Origin of the sequence: uncultured Parasphingorhabdus sp., from assembly GCF_963975555.1 — a bacterium.
Classification (GTDB): Bacteria; Pseudomonadota; Alphaproteobacteria; order Sphingomonadales; family Sphingomonadaceae; genus Parasphingorhabdus.
The window spans coordinates 18,195-32,169 of record NZ_CAXBHH010000011.1 but is presented as its reverse complement, the minus strand read 5'-3'; the positions used below and the strand labels follow the sequence as shown (position 1 = coordinate 32,169).

Below are 13,975 nucleotides of genomic sequence, written 5' to 3'. Positions count from 1 at the left end.
CGACCGCTGTTAGCCCGACTTGGAGTGCCGGTTTTTTTGCTGTGCCGGGTCGGGGCGTTGTACTTTGGCGGCGTAGTTCTTAACCGCATAAAGTTGCCGGTCCGCAGCCTCGAACAGGGTTTCGGCTGTCTCTCCGTCGATCGGCCATGTCGCAATACCGATACTTGCACGGACACGGATGACATGTCCGTCGACGGTGCAGGCAGGCACCAGCGCGGAGAGCATATGGTCGGCGCAAGCGGAGCTGGAAATGGTCGATTCCGGTGATAGCAGGATGGCAAATTCATCACCGCCGATCCGCGCTACAATGCCGTTTTCACCGCAGGCATGCTGGAGGCGCTGGGCAACTTCGATCAGCAACTGGTCACCGACGGAATGGCCAAATTGGTCATTGACCGGCTTGAACCCGTCCAGATCGATCAACGCCACGGTAAATCCACGCTGTTCGACGCCGGTCGCAATCTGGCGTTCGAGATGTTCGGCCAATGCCCGACGGTTGAAGAGATCGGTAAGGGGATCGGTATGCGCCAGTTCGCGCATCTCGTGGCGCAGCATCAGCAGGTTGATAAACTGGTCGTTCTGCGAGGTGATCAGCCGGAACAGAAATGTCGTTACCATGATCAGGCTGCCTGCTGCGGACCAGCCGACCGGATCGCCCGACAGCAGCAAGATGATGGTGATCGGGATGATCCCGATGATGATATTGAGGATCGCCGCCAGCCGGATTGTGGCTAACGTGTAGATGGTGGTCAGCGAACCCATGGCGAGCGTGAAGGGATAGAAAAGCCGCAGTTCGGGCGGAGCAGTGACCCAGCTCAGGACGCACCAGATGCTGACAAGGACGCAGATAGCTGCCGAAAAGAAGGTAGATTCAGCGATAAATTTGCGGGCCAGTTCCGGACTGCCCGAGGCGTTGCGGTCCTGGATCAGGGAAATAAAGCCGATCAGGCAGCAACTGGCCATCGCCAGCGGTATGCCATAGCGAATTCGAGGGTCTGCACCAGCTGAGGACGCATATAGAACAAAGGGGATCGTCAGGAACATCGCCAGAAACAATGCACGGGACTGGCTTTGCAGGCGGGTCGCGCTCAATATGGCAAACTCGTCCCGGACCGGTTCCGGGATCGGCGGGATAAGCCTTTGCAGGAACTGTCGGATGGCGGACTGCATTGCACGTCACTAGCAACTATTGGTAAACACGGCGTTAAGCCTGTATCATCCTGTATCTATCAGCTCTCGTGCGGCTTGTAGCGGACGTGCTGACGGTCCCTTTACTCGGCATTAACCATAAAATGGCTAAATGGCCTCATCTGAAATCGAATTCAGGAGCCAACATGTCCTATGAAAACGCCCCGCCCGTTGTCCCTCAGCACAATCTGGCGGGAGGGGATATAAAGCGTGGCACGCGTCATCCCAGCCTGCCGCAGAATGACAGCCGCGAGCAGCGTGAACAGCGCCGTCAGCAGATTGCTGCTACTTCGGTGGAATATCAATGGACACGGGAGGTTGCGAGCCTGCCTGGCGTACCGCTGGCCACCAAAGTGCCCTCCGATGACCAGCCTTCGATCGAATGGTGGTTCAAGGTGCTCGAAGTGGGGCTGAAAATTCTGGACAATATCGCAGCTGTCCAGCTCCATCCGCTATTTTCCGGTCTTGGCGAAGCAGCGCAGAAGATTATCAGCGATGCACTGGAAGACGGACAAGAGGTCAGATCCAAAGTCGACACATTGCGCGGAAAGCATCGGCTGGACAGCGCCGGTCCCGGCCTCGAAACCAGCATCGAGCAGGCTACACAAGCTGCGGACATCGAAGCTCTGAAAGAGCATGAAAGCATTCTTCACGATATCATCACGGTGATTGTCGATGTCCTGAAAGCCGAAGAAGCGGCAGATACGCGCTCGATCGAGGCCTATCGCGATCTCTACCAGACGATTCCGGCTCCGGGCATCGCCTATACATTCCTGGATGATGACCAGTTCGCCCGGCTGCGCGTGGCCGGTCCCAATCCGATGTTGCTGCAGGGTATCGAGCAGATTCCCGACAATTTTCCGGTAACAGCTGCGCAATATGCGGCCGCCATCGATGGCGACAAGCTGTCCGATGCTTTGGCAGACGGTCGGGTATATTTGTGTGATTATAAGGAATTGGACGTCCTTGTTGATGGAGTATGGCAAGGGCAGGCCAAATATATCTATCGCCCGATGGCGCTGTTCGCCGTACCTCCCGGAGGCGCATCGCTCAAGCCGGTCGCGATCCAGTGCGGGCAGGACAGCAGCCGCAATCCGGTGATGATTCCGTCGGTCTCGGCTTCGGAAAAATGGGGCTGGGAAATGGCGAAATTCGTCGTCCAGGTCGCAGACTGCAACTATCACGAACTCTTCGTCCATCTCGGCAGCACCCATTTGGTCAGCGAAGCCATCGCCGTCGCGACCCGCCGCAATCTCGCCAATATACACCCGCTGTGGGCCTTGCTGGTTCCGCATTTTGAGGGAACTTTGTTCATCAACAATCTGGCGGTCGAAACGCTGATCAACGAGGGTGGCCCGATTGATGCATTCTTTGGCGGCACCATCACCTCCAGCCAGCTTGCCGCCGTAAAGGCGCGCCTGTCCTTTGATTTTTTCCAGAAAATGACCCCGGTCGATTTCGCGGAGCGCAACGTCGCCGATCCGTCAAAATTGCCGGATTATCCCTATCGCGATGACGCCATGCTGGTCTGGGATGCGATCCATGACTGGGCCAGGCAATATATCGATATTTATTACACCGATGATGATGCGGTCACTGGCGATACCGAGTTGGCGCAATGGGCCACATCGATCGCCTCGGAGGGCCATATTATCGGTTTCAAGCCGATCACCTCCCGGGCCCAGCTGACCGACGTCTGCACAATGATCATATTTACCGCCAGCGCCCAGCATGCTGCGGTCAATTTCCCGCAACGGACGATCATGACCTTCGCTCCGGCTGTCAGCGGGGCGGGCTGGACCGCTGCACCCACCGGCCAAAAGGATCATGATAAAGGCGAATGGCTGGGCTATATGCCGCCGATGTCGCTGGCGCTGGAACAACTGTCCTCGCTGTTTTTGTTGGGCTCGGTCTATTATCGCCCGCTCGGCGACTATCGCACCAATCGCTTACCTTATGAAAACTGGTTCCAGGATCCCGTGATAACCGGCACAGAAGGGCCGCTAGCCCGGTTTCAGGCGGGATTGAGGGCGGTCGAGGAGCGTATCATCGCCCGCAACGCGAAGCGGATGCATCCCTATGTCTATCTGCAACCGAGCCAGATCCCTACCAGCACCAATATCTAGCACCGGCACGGTGCCCGAGAAGATCAGCGGGGGCTGCGCGCTGCCAATATCCGTTTATTGCGGGCTTCGACCGCGCGGAACGCCTTGAACACGCTCAGGTTCGGATCGGTCTTTCCGCTCTTGCCAAGATTTTCGAGCTGTTCGTAGAACCAGTAGATTGTAGCGAAGCCGGCAACCGCCTTGATCATCTGGAAACGCATGAGAAAACCCAATGATTTGGGAATCAGACGAAGCTCGTCCTCATAGCGCGGTAATGCTTCCAGATCTTCCAATAAACGCTTCGGGGCGTCGGTCATCACGCACATCGGACGGCCCAGACCGATCAGATCGGCTGCACCGCTTTCCACCGCCGATTCCATCGCCGCACGGGTCCGGAAACCGCCGGTTACCATGAGCGGAACCGTGACTGCATCCTGCATCGCTTTGGCGAAATCGACGAAATAGGCCTCGCGTTTCTTTGTCGAAGGCGCAAGATTCTGCTGTTCCTTCTCTTCGATGCCGTCTGCGCCCATCAGCGCCGGTTGTTCATAGGTGCCGCCGGAAATCTCGACCAGATCAACACTGGCCTGTTCCAGCCATTTCAATACTTGCAGACTGTCGTCGAAATTGAATCCGCCCTTCTGGAAATCGGCGCTGTTGAGCTTGACCGCGATAGGAAAATCGGGACCGACTGCCGCGCGCATCTTGGCCACGACCGCAAGCAGGAAACGCGCCCGGTTCTCCAGACTGCCGCCATATTCGTCTGTACGCTGGTTGGCCCGCGGGCTGAGAAAGCTGCTCAGCAGATAGCCGTGAGCAGCATGGATTTGCGCGCCGGTAAAACCAGCCGCCTGACAGGTCTTCGCCGCCAGTGCGAAGCGGTCGACCAGCTCTTCAATCTCTTCTATCGTCAGCGCAACCGGCTCGCCGAATTGCCCGCCGGGAAGGCCGAGTTTAACGGCAGACGGAGCCTTGGGATGCTTGTTTACATTGCTTTGGGTCTGCCGTCCGGCATGGCTGATCTGCGCCCAGAAATGATTACCGTTACGGGTCGCTGCCTGTGCCCAGCTTTTCAGTGCGGACATCATGGCATTATCCGCTTGGCGATCAATGACAACATTTCCCGGTCGTTCGAGATGGTCACGATCAATCTGGATATTGCCGCTGAGCAGCATCCCGGCGCCGCCATCGGACCAGAGCCCGTATAGCCGTTCCAGTTCCGCTGTCGGGATACCGTTCGGACTGGCCAAACCTTCGGTCATTGCTGCTTTTGCGAGGCGATTGGGCAGGGCGATACCGCAAGGCAGCATCAGCGGATCGGAAAGGTTTGTGGTCATGATATTTAGCCCCGGAGTTGAATTGCGTTCTAAAACTGATTCTGTCGCATCCTGCAATTTTTGGCAAGCGAAACGGGCTGGCAGTGCAATAATATGTTGCAAAACCGGTGATTTTGCATTTACGGTAAAAAGGTATAGTATTGATCTTTATTGCACGGGGGCAAACTTCCGGCGATGTTCACAGGATGAAATTCTGAAGGGGATAGAAATGGTCGCAGCAGCATCTCGGAAATCAGTTGGTAAAAACCACGCGCGTCAGGATGTGCGAAACACAGCCGTTCGCTGGGACAAGAAGATGAGCAACAATTGTGCTGCCGCCTTGTTGGTCTACACAATGATGCAGATTTTCTTCGTGCTCAGCTTTATAGAAACCAGCGGCATGTCGATCGCTCCCTATTTCGGTCTGGTTGTGCTGGTTGCGGTGATCATCCCTTTCTGCCGAAAATTTGAAAAGCGATGGGCAGATATCGGCAGCAGCGGCCTGACCGAGCAGAGCATTGCCGCAAAATTCCGGTCCGATCAGATACTCCTGTGGGTGCTGGCTATCGGTTTGCCCTTTGTCTTCGTCGGTGTGATCAAGACCGTTGGACCCATGCTCTAAAAACGGGCGCTTAAAACCGGCGATCGTTTCTTCACCAATTAACACCACATCGTTGACCTTGTAGGGTGCCGCACCTATGTCCGGCATATGCTAAAACCTACAGAAGCGCAGGATCGCGCCGACGCCCTTATATCCCAAGCCAAAAAAGCCGGTGCTGACGCTGCCGACGCCATCTATGTCTGCGATGCCGCGACGCAGGTGCAAATCCGTCTCGGAAATCTGGAAGATGTTGAACGGTCCGAAGGCGAAGAAATCGGCCTGAGGGTTTTTGTCGGCAAGCGTTCGGCGACCGTGTCTTCCTCCGATATGGATCCGAAAATCCTGTCCGCTCTGGTCGGACGCGCTATGGATATGGCCAGAGAGGCACCGGAAGACCAATATGCCGGTCTGGCTCCCGAAGAATTGCTGCTGAAATCAGAGCCGCATCCGATCGACGGAGATGACGGCCAGAACCCGGAACCCGAGCTGTTGCGCGAACTGGCGTTAAAGGCAGAGGATGCAGCCCGATCCGTCGAGGGCGTTAGCAATAGCGAAGGTGGTGGCGCCAGCGCCGGTCGCAGCATCGTTGCACTGGCGACTAGCCACGGTTTCTCCGGCGCTTATTCCACCAGCGGCTACAGCCTGTCAGCCAGCGTTATTGCCGGGGAAGGCGATGGTATGGAACGCGACTATGCCTATGACAGCGTGCGCTTTCTCGAAGATCTCGAGAATCCTGAAAATATAGGTAAGGAAGCGGGAGAACGGGCCGTTTCGCGGCTCAACCCGGTGGATTTTGCCTCTGGTGCGATGCCCGTCGTTTTTGATTCTCGCGTCGGCAACAGCCTGCTCGGCCATTTTGTCGGCGCCATTGCCGGTAGTGCGATTGCGCGCAAAACCAGTTTTCTGCTCGATGCGCTGGACACGCAGGTGTTTGACAGCGCCCTGAACATCATCGATTGCCCCCACCGCAAGCGCGGTCTCCGGTCAAAGGCGTTTGACGGCGAAGGCTTGCCCACCGCTAAGACCAAATTGATCGACAATGGTCGCCTGACTCAATGGCTGATGGAAAGCGCTTCCGCTCGCCAGTTGGGACTGCAACCAACCGGACATGCCTCGCGCGGTGTCGGTGGTGCACCGGGCGTGAGCGTGACCAACCTGCATATGGGCAATGGCTCGGTCAGCAAGGCGGAGCTGATCAAGGATATCAAGCACGGCGTCTATATTACCGAACTGATCGGCATGGGCGTCAACCCGGTGACTGGTGATTATAGCCGGGGCGCAGGCGGTTTCCTGATCGTCGATGGGCAGATCGGGCCGCCGATCTCGGAAATCACTATTGCCGGCAATCTGAAAGACATGTTCAAGAGCCTGATTGCGGCCGATGATCTGGAATATCGTTATAGCATCAACGCGCCGACCTTGCGCACCGACAGCATGACGGTGGCGGGCGGCTGAACAAATCCGTTAGTGGTACGCCCGTCGAACCACGCCTATCGGAACAGAAGCGCCCCTCGACAAGATCGGGGCGAACGGAGAAACTTGTGGCTGATATCGATTTTGACCGGGTCATCGCGATCGCCCAAGAGGGCGGGGCGCTCGCCATGCGCGACTGGCAGCTCGGTAAAAAGGCCGACAAGACCTGGGAAAAGTCACCCGGACAGATTGTCAGCGACGCCGACCTGGCGGTCGACCGGTTCTTGCGACTGGAGCTCGAAAAAATGCTTCCCGAAGCCGGATGGCTCTCGGAAGAAACCCATATCGATCATAGCGGTGCTGGCGACGAACTGACCTGGGTGGTCGATCCGATCGACGGCACCAAGGATTTTGTCGCCGGCAAGACCGGCTGGTGCGTCTCGGTCGCTCTGGTCCAGAATGACTCTCCGGTTTTCGGAATACTCGTCGCTCCGGCTATGCAGGAGGTCTGGATTGCCAAGGCGGGCAGTCATGCCGAAGTGAATGGCAGGGCCTTGATCGCCAGCCATGTTCAGCAATATGACGGCTGCCGCATTCCGGCGGAAGAGCTGCCGCCCGGACTCAATTTCACTGTTGTGCCGAAGCCAAACAGCATTGCGCTGAGAATGGCGATGGTTGCGGATGACCGGGCAGATGTTGTGGCCTCGACCCGTTGGGGCCACGAATGGGATATCGCCGCTGCCCATGTGATTGCCACCGAAGCGGGGGCCAGCGTCACCAATGCGCTCGGCGAAACTCTGGTTTACAACGGCACTCACGGCAAAGCGCTCGGGGTATTGTGCTGTTCGGAAAATCTCTTTGGCGAGGCGGTGAAGCGTATCGGCAAATATGTTACCGAAAACGGCGCCAGCCACTAGGCTGGACGGATCGCGCGCTCTCTTGTCCAGAGCCCCTGACGGTCGCGCTTGGTCGATTTGAACATCGCCTGGCCAAAAGCTTTCACTATCCAGCCCAGTTTTTTAACCTTGCTGGTATATATCCGTCTGTCCAGCGAAGCGCCGTCGCTCTTTTTGATCGCGCGCGCAATATCTCCGTAAATACCGGCAGCGGCCAGCACAGCCCAGCGCGACCGGAAGGGCAGGTTTGCAGCGCCGACCCGCGCGGAACGCTCATATTCGCCCGCCAGATCGCAAAGCCCGTTGATCTGGGTGATGAGCGCGTCCCGGTGGTCCGGGTTCATGATGTCATCGGGATTAATGCCCGCTTCGGCGAGCCATGCTTTTGGCAAATAGCAGCGTCCGGCCTGCGCATCCTCGGCGACGTCCCGCGCAATATTGGCTAGCTGGAACGCCAGTCCGAGATCACAGGCGCGATCGAGCACTTCCTGATCGTTGGCCGGAACGCCCATCACTACCGCCATCATGCAACCGACGGTTCCGGCGACATGATAGCAATATTGCAGCAGATCATTTCCGGTTTCCGGCCGCCAGCCCCGGGCATCCAGCGCAAAGCCGTCGATCATGTCATTCGCCAGAGAAAGGGGGATATTACATTCCTGCGCAACGACGCCAAAGGCATCGAACGGCGGATTTCCGGTCTGTTCACCGCCGTGCGCACGCCGCGTCATCATCCGCATGGCCGCGATCGCTTTTTCCGGGTTGGCGACTGTGGACATGCCGTGACCATGATCCTGTCCGTCGGCCAGATCATCACAGGCGCGACACCAGCTGTAGAGCAGCCAGGTACGTTCGCGCGTCGGTCTGGAGAATAGTTTCGAGGCCCGGGAGAAAGATTTCGACCCGCGTTCGATGCTCTTTCTGGCGTGAAGGACAAGATTTTTGCGGTTCATCGCGCCTCTCCCATATCCTCCAGCATCAATTCGGCGGTTGCCTTGGCGCTGCCGACCACGCCGGGGATACCCGCGCCCGGATGGGTGCCGGCGCCGACGAAATAGAGATTGTCGATGATATCGTCGCGATTGTGTACGCGGAACCACGCGCTTTGCGTGAGCAGCGGCTCTAGGCTGAACGCGCTGCCGAGATGGGCATTGAGGTCCGTGCCGAAATCCTGCGGCGTATAGTGAAAGCTGGTGATGATCCGGTCATGGATATCGGGGATCAGCCGGTGCCCGATTTCATCGAGAATGCGTTTCTTGTAGATCGGTCCCATGACCTCCCAGTCGATCGGCAACTTGCCCTGATGCGGTACCGGGGCTAGCACGTAGAAAGTGCTATGCCCTTCGGGCGCCATTTCCGGATCGGTGACCGTGGGATGGTGCAGGTAGAGCGAGAAATCGCTCGGCAGCACGCCATTGTCGTAAATATCCTCTAGCAACCCTTTATAGCGCGGCCCGAACAGGATCATATGGTGCGGGATACCCGGCCAGCTGCCCTTCAGGCCAAAATGCACGACGAACAGCGAAGGCGAATATTTCTTCTTCTTCAGCTTTTCCGTGACGGTCGCGCTGCGATGTTTATGCCCGAGCAGGTCGCGGTAGCTGTGCATGATATCGGCGTTGGAGGCGACGGCATCAAAGCGCTCGCTCCAGCCCGATTTGCAGGTGACCCCGGAGGCGCGGTCGCCGATTGTATCGATGCTCGTCACCGGATCATCGAGCCGGATTACGCCGCCGATCCGTTCGAAATGCTTGACCATCGCGGTGACCAGCATGTTGGTCCCCCCCTTGGCAAACCAGACCCCGCCGAGCCGTTCCAGCTTGTGGATCAGGCCGTAAATCGCGCTGGTCTTCATCGGATTGCCACCGACCAGCAGCGACTGGAAGGACAAGAATTCGCGCAATTTCTCGTTTTTTACAAAACTGGCCACTTTGGCGTAGACCGAGCGATAGGCTTCATATTTCATCAGGGCAGGGGCCGCCTTGATCATCGACTTGAAATCGAGGAACGCCTTGGTACCCAGCTTGACATAGCCTTCCTCGTATAGCCCGCCGCTATATTCTAGGAATTTCTTGTAGCCTTCGACATCATCCGGTTCGATCGCCGCGATATTGGCGTAAAGCTCTTCGGGATCATTCACATAGTCGAAATTGGTGCCGTCCGGCCAGTTGAGTCGGTAGAAAGGTGATACCGGCATCAGCTCGATATCTTTCGCCATATCATTGCCGGTCAGTTCCCACAGCTGCGACAGACAATCGGGATCGGTGATGACGGTCGGGCCGCCGTCAAAGATAAAGCCCTCTTTTTCCCAATAATAAGCCCGCCCGCCCGGCTTGTCGCGGCCTTCCAATATGGTGGTCTGGATACCGGCCGATTGCAGGCGGATGGCGAGCGCGAGGCCGCCAAAGCCGGACCCGATCACGGCCGCTTTCTTGAACAATTCGCTCTGCGATTTTGCAACATCACTCATGTAACAGGAATACTCATCTAAATTTTAACAAAAGGCGAATGGCACGGGACACCGGAATGGGCGGTTTGCCGGTCAGCAGGCTGATCTTGTCCATCCAGGTCGATTTTCCGGCATAAAAGCGGGCGAGTAACGGTTCGCTCTTGGCATAGCTATGTTCCAGTGTCTTGTAACGTTTCTCGGGATCGGCACCAAGAAACAGGAAGGCGCAGAGCAGCCGATAGAATTTGCCGTCTTTCCAATGTTGTGTCGCAAGATCGCGCAGCATTTTGTCGAGTTTGCTCTGGCTGATTTCGGGCATCTCGGCGATCAGGATCGCGGTCCGGACCGCCATTGGCAGGGAATAGCTGGTAATCGGCTGGATCAGCGCCGCCCGGGCGCCGGCACGGGCATCGACGCTCTTGTTGGCGTTCCAGAAGGCTTCGAAGTTCCCTCCATAAATCACTGGAAGCTGGCCTTTTTCTTCGCTGGTTACCGTTTCGATTTCCCATCCCCGCGCGGCTGCATATTCGACAATTCGGCAGTGGGAGGTGGCGCTGTCGAGCGCTGCTGTGTCGGCATAATAAGTGTCTTCGACGAAAATCTCGGTGTCGCTGAACGGCAGGCAATAGACGAAGCGATAGCCGTCAATCTGCTCGACCGTCGCATCCATAATGACTGGTCGCTCCAGTCCGTGCGGCTGTTTCAGCCTGAGCATCTGGCCGCAAAATTTCTGCCAGCCGATATCCAGCGCAGAAATGTCGCCGCCACCGCGCACATCGAGCACCGCTTTCGCCGTAATTTTTCCGCCATCTGAAAGCTGGACAAGTCCGGGTTCGACCTTCGCCACTTTTTGCCCGCTCTTCAGCGCTCCGGCGGGCAGGCGCTTGCGCAATTCCCGGTCGAGATTTCGTGACTCGATCGAATAATAGCCATTGCCGAGCGTGCGGCTATATTTCGGGAAATGCACATCATAGCTGCTCCACTGGCGGGAGATCAGCGGCTCGACCAGCCAGCGATGCTCAGGTTCAACGTCGCTTTCGAAAAAGGACCAGATATGATTGCCGCCAAAATGATCCTCGGCCTCAATCAGCGCGATATTCAGTTCGGGCCGCAATTTTGCCAGCGCCAGTGTTAGCAGACCACCCGCCAGACCACCCCCGGCGATCGCCAAATCATAGGGTGGTGAATTGGGCATTTTGCTCGGCATCCCATATCCCTAGCCGAACGCGAATGCCGTGGAAAGCCTGTCTGAAAGCAGGTAGTCGGTTCATGCTTTAGGCCTTGCTCAGCGGCGACCGGCGGCATATTCCCTGCCGATGGAATATGCTCTACCGGTTCTAATTTCCGCTCTCGCGATGACTTTTATCGTCGGCGGACGCTATCTGCTGAGCAGCGGTTTCTTTGCCTGGCTGACGGGTCGGGTGCGGCCCGGCCACTATGACCAGTTGAAACCCCAGATTGGCCGGGAAATCCGCTGGTCTCTGCTGTCCGCCGCGATTTACGGCGTGCCTGCTGGCATTGTCGCATGGGGCTGGCAGAATGCAGGCTGGACGAAGATCTACACCGATCCGAACCTCTACCCGCTATGGTATTTGCCGCTGTCATATTTTCTCTATCTGGTCCTGCACGACACATGGTTCTACTGGACCCACCGGCTGTTTCACCGGCCGCGATGGTTCAAGATTGCCCATGCGGTCCATCATGACAGTCGCCCTCCCACGGCATGGGCGGCGATGAGCTTCCACCCGGTCGAGGCAATTAGCGGAGCGGTCGTCATCCCCGCTCTGGTCATCGCGATACCGATTCACGTCGGCGTTTTGGGTTTGGTATTGCTGACCATGACGCTTATGGGCGTGTCCAATCATATGGGGTGGGAGATGTTTCCGCGCTGGCTTGTTCAGGGTAGATTGGGACAGTGGCTGATAACCGCGACCCATCACGAGAAACATCACGAATATTACAGAGGTAATTATGGGTTATATTTCCGCTTTTGGGACAAAATTTGCGGCACGGATGTCGGCCTTGCCGATCCTGGCAGCAGTTTCGGCGGCGGTCCTCGGGGCAAGCGCTTCGGCAAGTGAAGCACCGGCCGCGACGACGCCGGCCATTGCGGCTTCGGTTGACCTGGCGATAACCGGCCTTCGCTCCGAAAAGGGCAATGTTCTGGTCTGCTTGAGCACCGATCCCGACTATTTTCCGGATTGTACCAAGGATAAAAAGGCCCGCAAACTGAAAATTGCGGCGGCCAATGCGGACTCCATTAAAATCGCCGGCGTGAAACCCGGAACCTACGCCGTAGCGCTGATTCACGACGAAAATGCCAATGGGAAAATGGACTTGCGACTGTTCCTGCCGCGGGAGGGTTTCGGCTTTTCGCGCAACCCCAAAATCGGGATGGGACCGCCAAAGTTCAAATCCGCTCAATTCACCCTTGGCGCCGACGATGTGCGTTATTCGGTACACATGAAATATATCCTTTGATCCCCCAAAAATTAACCGCTTAATAGGATTGGCAGGGCCATATACCGGGGCAGACAGGAGCCATCGGAAATGTTTCAATCCAGCCACGCATATTTTAAAGCGAACGACAGTTCCGGCCAATCGCGATTGGCGGAAATTCTCGGTGCCTTTTCCTATGCGCTGGACCTTACCGAAGGACAGCCCGCAGGGCACAGTATCCGCGCCTGCTGGATCGGTACGCAAGTGGCGATGGCGATGGGATTGAACGGAGACGAACTGCGAGATATCTATTATGCGGTTCTGCTCAAAGACCTTGGTTGCAGCGCCAATGCGGCGCGGGTTAGCGAGATGTTCGCCGGCGACGACCGCAAGCTGAAGCATGATTTCAAGCTGATCGGCCCGCAACCGGAAGATTTCGGCGCATTTGTGGGCGGCGCAGTCGGCGTTGACGCGACACCGGAGGTGCGCGAACAGGCTTTATGTAATCTCACTGAAAATGTCGGTGAGATCATGACCGATATCATGGCAACCCGCTGCTCGCGTGGTGCGGATATCGCCCGGCGATTGCGCTTGTCCGAAGATGTCGCTCAGGCCATTGCCCATCTTGACGAACATTGGGACGGAGGCGGGCTGCCTCTTGGTATTGCCGGCTCCAATATTCATCTGGGCGGCCGGATCGCTCTGCTGGCTCAGGTAGTCGACGTCTTTTATACGGCCAGGGGCAAGGATGCTGCGCTTGCAGAAGTCCGTAATCGAGCAGGAAGCTGGCTCGATCCAAAGCTCTGCGCCCTGTTTGAGAAATTATCGGAAGCCGTTGGCTTTTGGGAAGAACTGGCGCTCGAGGATCTGCCTGAACAACTATGGGCGCTTGAACCGGCTGCGCAATATATCAATGTGGACGAGGATTATCTCGACGATATCTGTTTTGCATTTGGCTATGTAATTGATGCCAAAAGCCCCGACACCGCTGGCCATAGTGCCCGGGTCGGGATGATCGCAGATAAAATTGCTGAAATATTGGGAATGGGAGCTGCATCCCGCCGGGTGCTGCGCCGTGCTGCCATTTTGCATGATGTCGGAAAATTGGGCGTAAGCAGTTCGATTCTCGAAAAACCGGGCAAGCTCGATGCCGAAGAATGGGAAACGATGCGATCCCATGCGGCGCTGACGACCAATATTCTCGGGCAGATTGGCGTGATGAGCGATATGGCGATGATCGCCGGTTCGCATCATGAACGGCTCGACGGCAAAGGCTATCCGCTTGGTCTCGATGAACGCAGTATCGCGCTGGAATCGCGGATCATCACGGTCGCGGATATTTATGATGCCCTGACTACCGACCGGCCCTACCGGTCGGCCATGTCATCCGAAAAAGCGATGGCGATCTTGCAAAGCGAAACGGGTACGGCGGTGGATCAGCAATGCGTTGAAGCGCTGCAGGACCTGATTGCTCAGGGACAGTTGTCCTAGAAGCTTTTTGCCATATGCGGGAGCGACGACTATATCGGGATGCAACCGTTCCGCCGTCCGCGCGTTGGACCGTTACG

Annotated in this window: 12 protein-coding genes; 7 read left to right on the top strand and 5 right to left on the bottom strand. The window is 56.9% G+C overall.

All coding sequences use genetic code 11. The features are described 5' to 3' along the window. Positions 1-9 precede the first annotated feature (9 nt). Positions 10-1,170 carry a diguanylate cyclase gene (locus tag AAC060_RS15750; RefSeq protein ID WP_339828040.1) on the bottom strand — a complete coding sequence of 387 codons (1,161 nt, stop codon included), beginning with the start codon at positions 1,168-1,170 and terminating at the stop codon, positions 10-12. A 164-nt stretch (positions 1,171-1,334) separates the two neighbouring features. On the opposite strand from AAC060_RS15750, the gene AAC060_RS15745 reads away from it, so the two are divergent. Then, positions 1,335-3,314, top strand: coding sequence for a lipoxygenase family protein (locus AAC060_RS15745; protein WP_339828037.1), 1,980 nt, complete (start codon positions 1,335-1,337; stop codon positions 3,312-3,314). A gap of 23 nt (positions 3,315-3,337) precedes the next feature. Here the strand turns inward: AAC060_RS15745 and AAC060_RS15740 are convergent, their stop codons facing one another. After that, positions 3,338-4,630, bottom strand: coding sequence for an NADH:flavin oxidoreductase/NADH oxidase family protein (locus AAC060_RS15740; RefSeq protein ID WP_339828034.1), 1,293 nt, complete (start codon positions 4,628-4,630; stop codon positions 3,338-3,340). Between the two features lie 208 nt (positions 4,631-4,838). Between AAC060_RS15740 and AAC060_RS15735 the strand changes: the two genes are divergently transcribed. From AAC060_RS15735 to AAC060_RS15725, 3 genes are all read left to right on the top strand, one after another. Next, positions 4,839-5,231 carry a hypothetical protein gene (locus tag AAC060_RS15735; protein ID WP_339828031.1) on the top strand — a complete coding sequence of 131 codons (393 nt, stop codon included), beginning with the start codon at positions 4,839-4,841 and terminating at the stop codon, positions 5,229-5,231. A gap of 87 nt (positions 5,232-5,318) precedes the next feature. Then, a complete protein-coding gene (locus AAC060_RS15730) occupies positions 5,319-6,665 on the top strand; it encodes a metallopeptidase TldD-related protein (protein ID WP_339828029.1) in 1,347 nt (448 codons plus the stop codon). A gap of 86 nt (positions 6,666-6,751) precedes the next feature. Continuing rightward, complete coding sequence (locus tag AAC060_RS15725; protein ID WP_339828028.1) at positions 6,752-7,540, top strand: 3'(2'),5'-bisphosphate nucleotidase CysQ; 789 nt, start codon at positions 6,752-6,754, stop codon at positions 7,538-7,540. Here AAC060_RS15725 and AAC060_RS15720 read toward each other — a convergent pair. From AAC060_RS15720 to crtY, 3 genes are read right to left on the bottom strand one after another with little or no spacing between them, the layout of a single operon-like run. Further along, entirely contained in the window at positions 7,537-8,472 is a 936-nt protein-coding gene (locus tag AAC060_RS15720; protein ID WP_339828024.1) for a phytoene/squalene synthase family protein, read from the bottom strand. The genes AAC060_RS15725 and AAC060_RS15720 overlap by 4 nt on opposite strands. Then, positions 8,469-9,989 carry a phytoene desaturase gene (locus AAC060_RS15715; protein WP_339828023.1) on the bottom strand — a complete coding sequence of 507 codons (1,521 nt, stop codon included), beginning with the start codon at positions 9,987-9,989 and terminating at the stop codon, positions 8,469-8,471. Before AAC060_RS15715 ends, AAC060_RS15720 begins: the two co-directional genes overlap by 4 nt. A gap of 13 nt (positions 9,990-10,002) precedes the next feature. Then, positions 10,003-11,175, bottom strand: coding sequence for a lycopene beta-cyclase CrtY (gene crtY / locus AAC060_RS15710; protein WP_339828021.1), 1,173 nt, complete (start codon positions 11,173-11,175; stop codon positions 10,003-10,005). 109 nt (positions 11,176-11,284) lie between these two features. Here crtY and AAC060_RS15705 point away from each other — a divergent pair, with 109 nt between their 5' ends. From AAC060_RS15705 to AAC060_RS15695, 3 genes are all read left to right on the top strand, one after another. Continuing rightward, positions 11,285-12,049: a sterol desaturase family protein gene (locus AAC060_RS15705; protein WP_339828019.1), complete on the top strand. Its 765-nt coding sequence runs from the start codon at positions 11,285-11,287 to the stop codon at positions 12,047-12,049. After that, entirely contained in the window at positions 11,991-12,449 is a 459-nt protein-coding gene (locus AAC060_RS15700) for a DUF2141 domain-containing protein (RefSeq protein ID WP_339828017.1), read from the top strand. Before AAC060_RS15705 ends, AAC060_RS15700 begins: the two co-directional genes overlap by 59 nt. Before the next feature lie 69 nt (positions 12,450-12,518). Further along, positions 12,519-13,898 (top strand): HD domain-containing phosphohydrolase, encoded by a 1,380-nt coding sequence (locus AAC060_RS15695; protein ID WP_339828015.1) that lies wholly within the window; start codon positions 12,519-12,521, stop codon positions 13,896-13,898. The last annotated feature ends 77 nt before the right edge of the window (positions 13,899-13,975 follow it).

Excerpts from the sequence above, each read along its gene's own strand:
- AAC060_RS15720 (WP_339828024.1), bottom strand. The coding sequence starts at position 8,472 with ATGAACCGCAAAAATCTTGTCCTTCACGCCAGAAAGAGCATCGAACGC.
- AAC060_RS15740 (WP_339828034.1), bottom strand. The coding sequence starts at position 4,630 with ATGACCACAAACCTTTCCGATCCGCTGATGCTGCCTTGCGGTATCGCC.
- AAC060_RS15705 (WP_339828019.1), top strand. The coding sequence starts at position 11,285 with ATGGAATATGCTCTACCGGTTCTAATTTCCGCTCTCGCGATGACTTTT.
- AAC060_RS15745 (WP_339828037.1), top strand. The coding sequence starts at position 1,335 with ATGTCCTATGAAAACGCCCCGCCCGTTGTCCCTCAGCACAATCTGGCG.
- AAC060_RS15695 (WP_339828015.1), top strand. The coding sequence starts at position 12,519 with ATGTTTCAATCCAGCCACGCATATTTTAAAGCGAACGACAGTTCCGGC.
- AAC060_RS15735 (WP_339828031.1), top strand. The coding sequence starts at position 4,839 with ATGGTCGCAGCAGCATCTCGGAAATCAGTTGGTAAAAACCACGCGCGT.
- AAC060_RS15715 (WP_339828023.1), bottom strand. The coding sequence starts at position 9,989 with ATGAGTGATGTTGCAAAATCGCAGAGCGAATTGTTCAAGAAAGCGGCC.
- crtY (WP_339828021.1), bottom strand. The coding sequence starts at position 11,175 with ATGCCGAGCAAAATGCCCAATTCACCACCCTATGATTTGGCGATCGCC.
- AAC060_RS15730 (WP_339828029.1), top strand. The coding sequence starts at position 5,319 with ATGCTAAAACCTACAGAAGCGCAGGATCGCGCCGACGCCCTTATATCC.
- AAC060_RS15750 (WP_339828040.1), bottom strand. The coding sequence starts at position 1,170 with ATGCAGTCCGCCATCCGACAGTTCCTGCAAAGGCTTATCCCGCCGATC.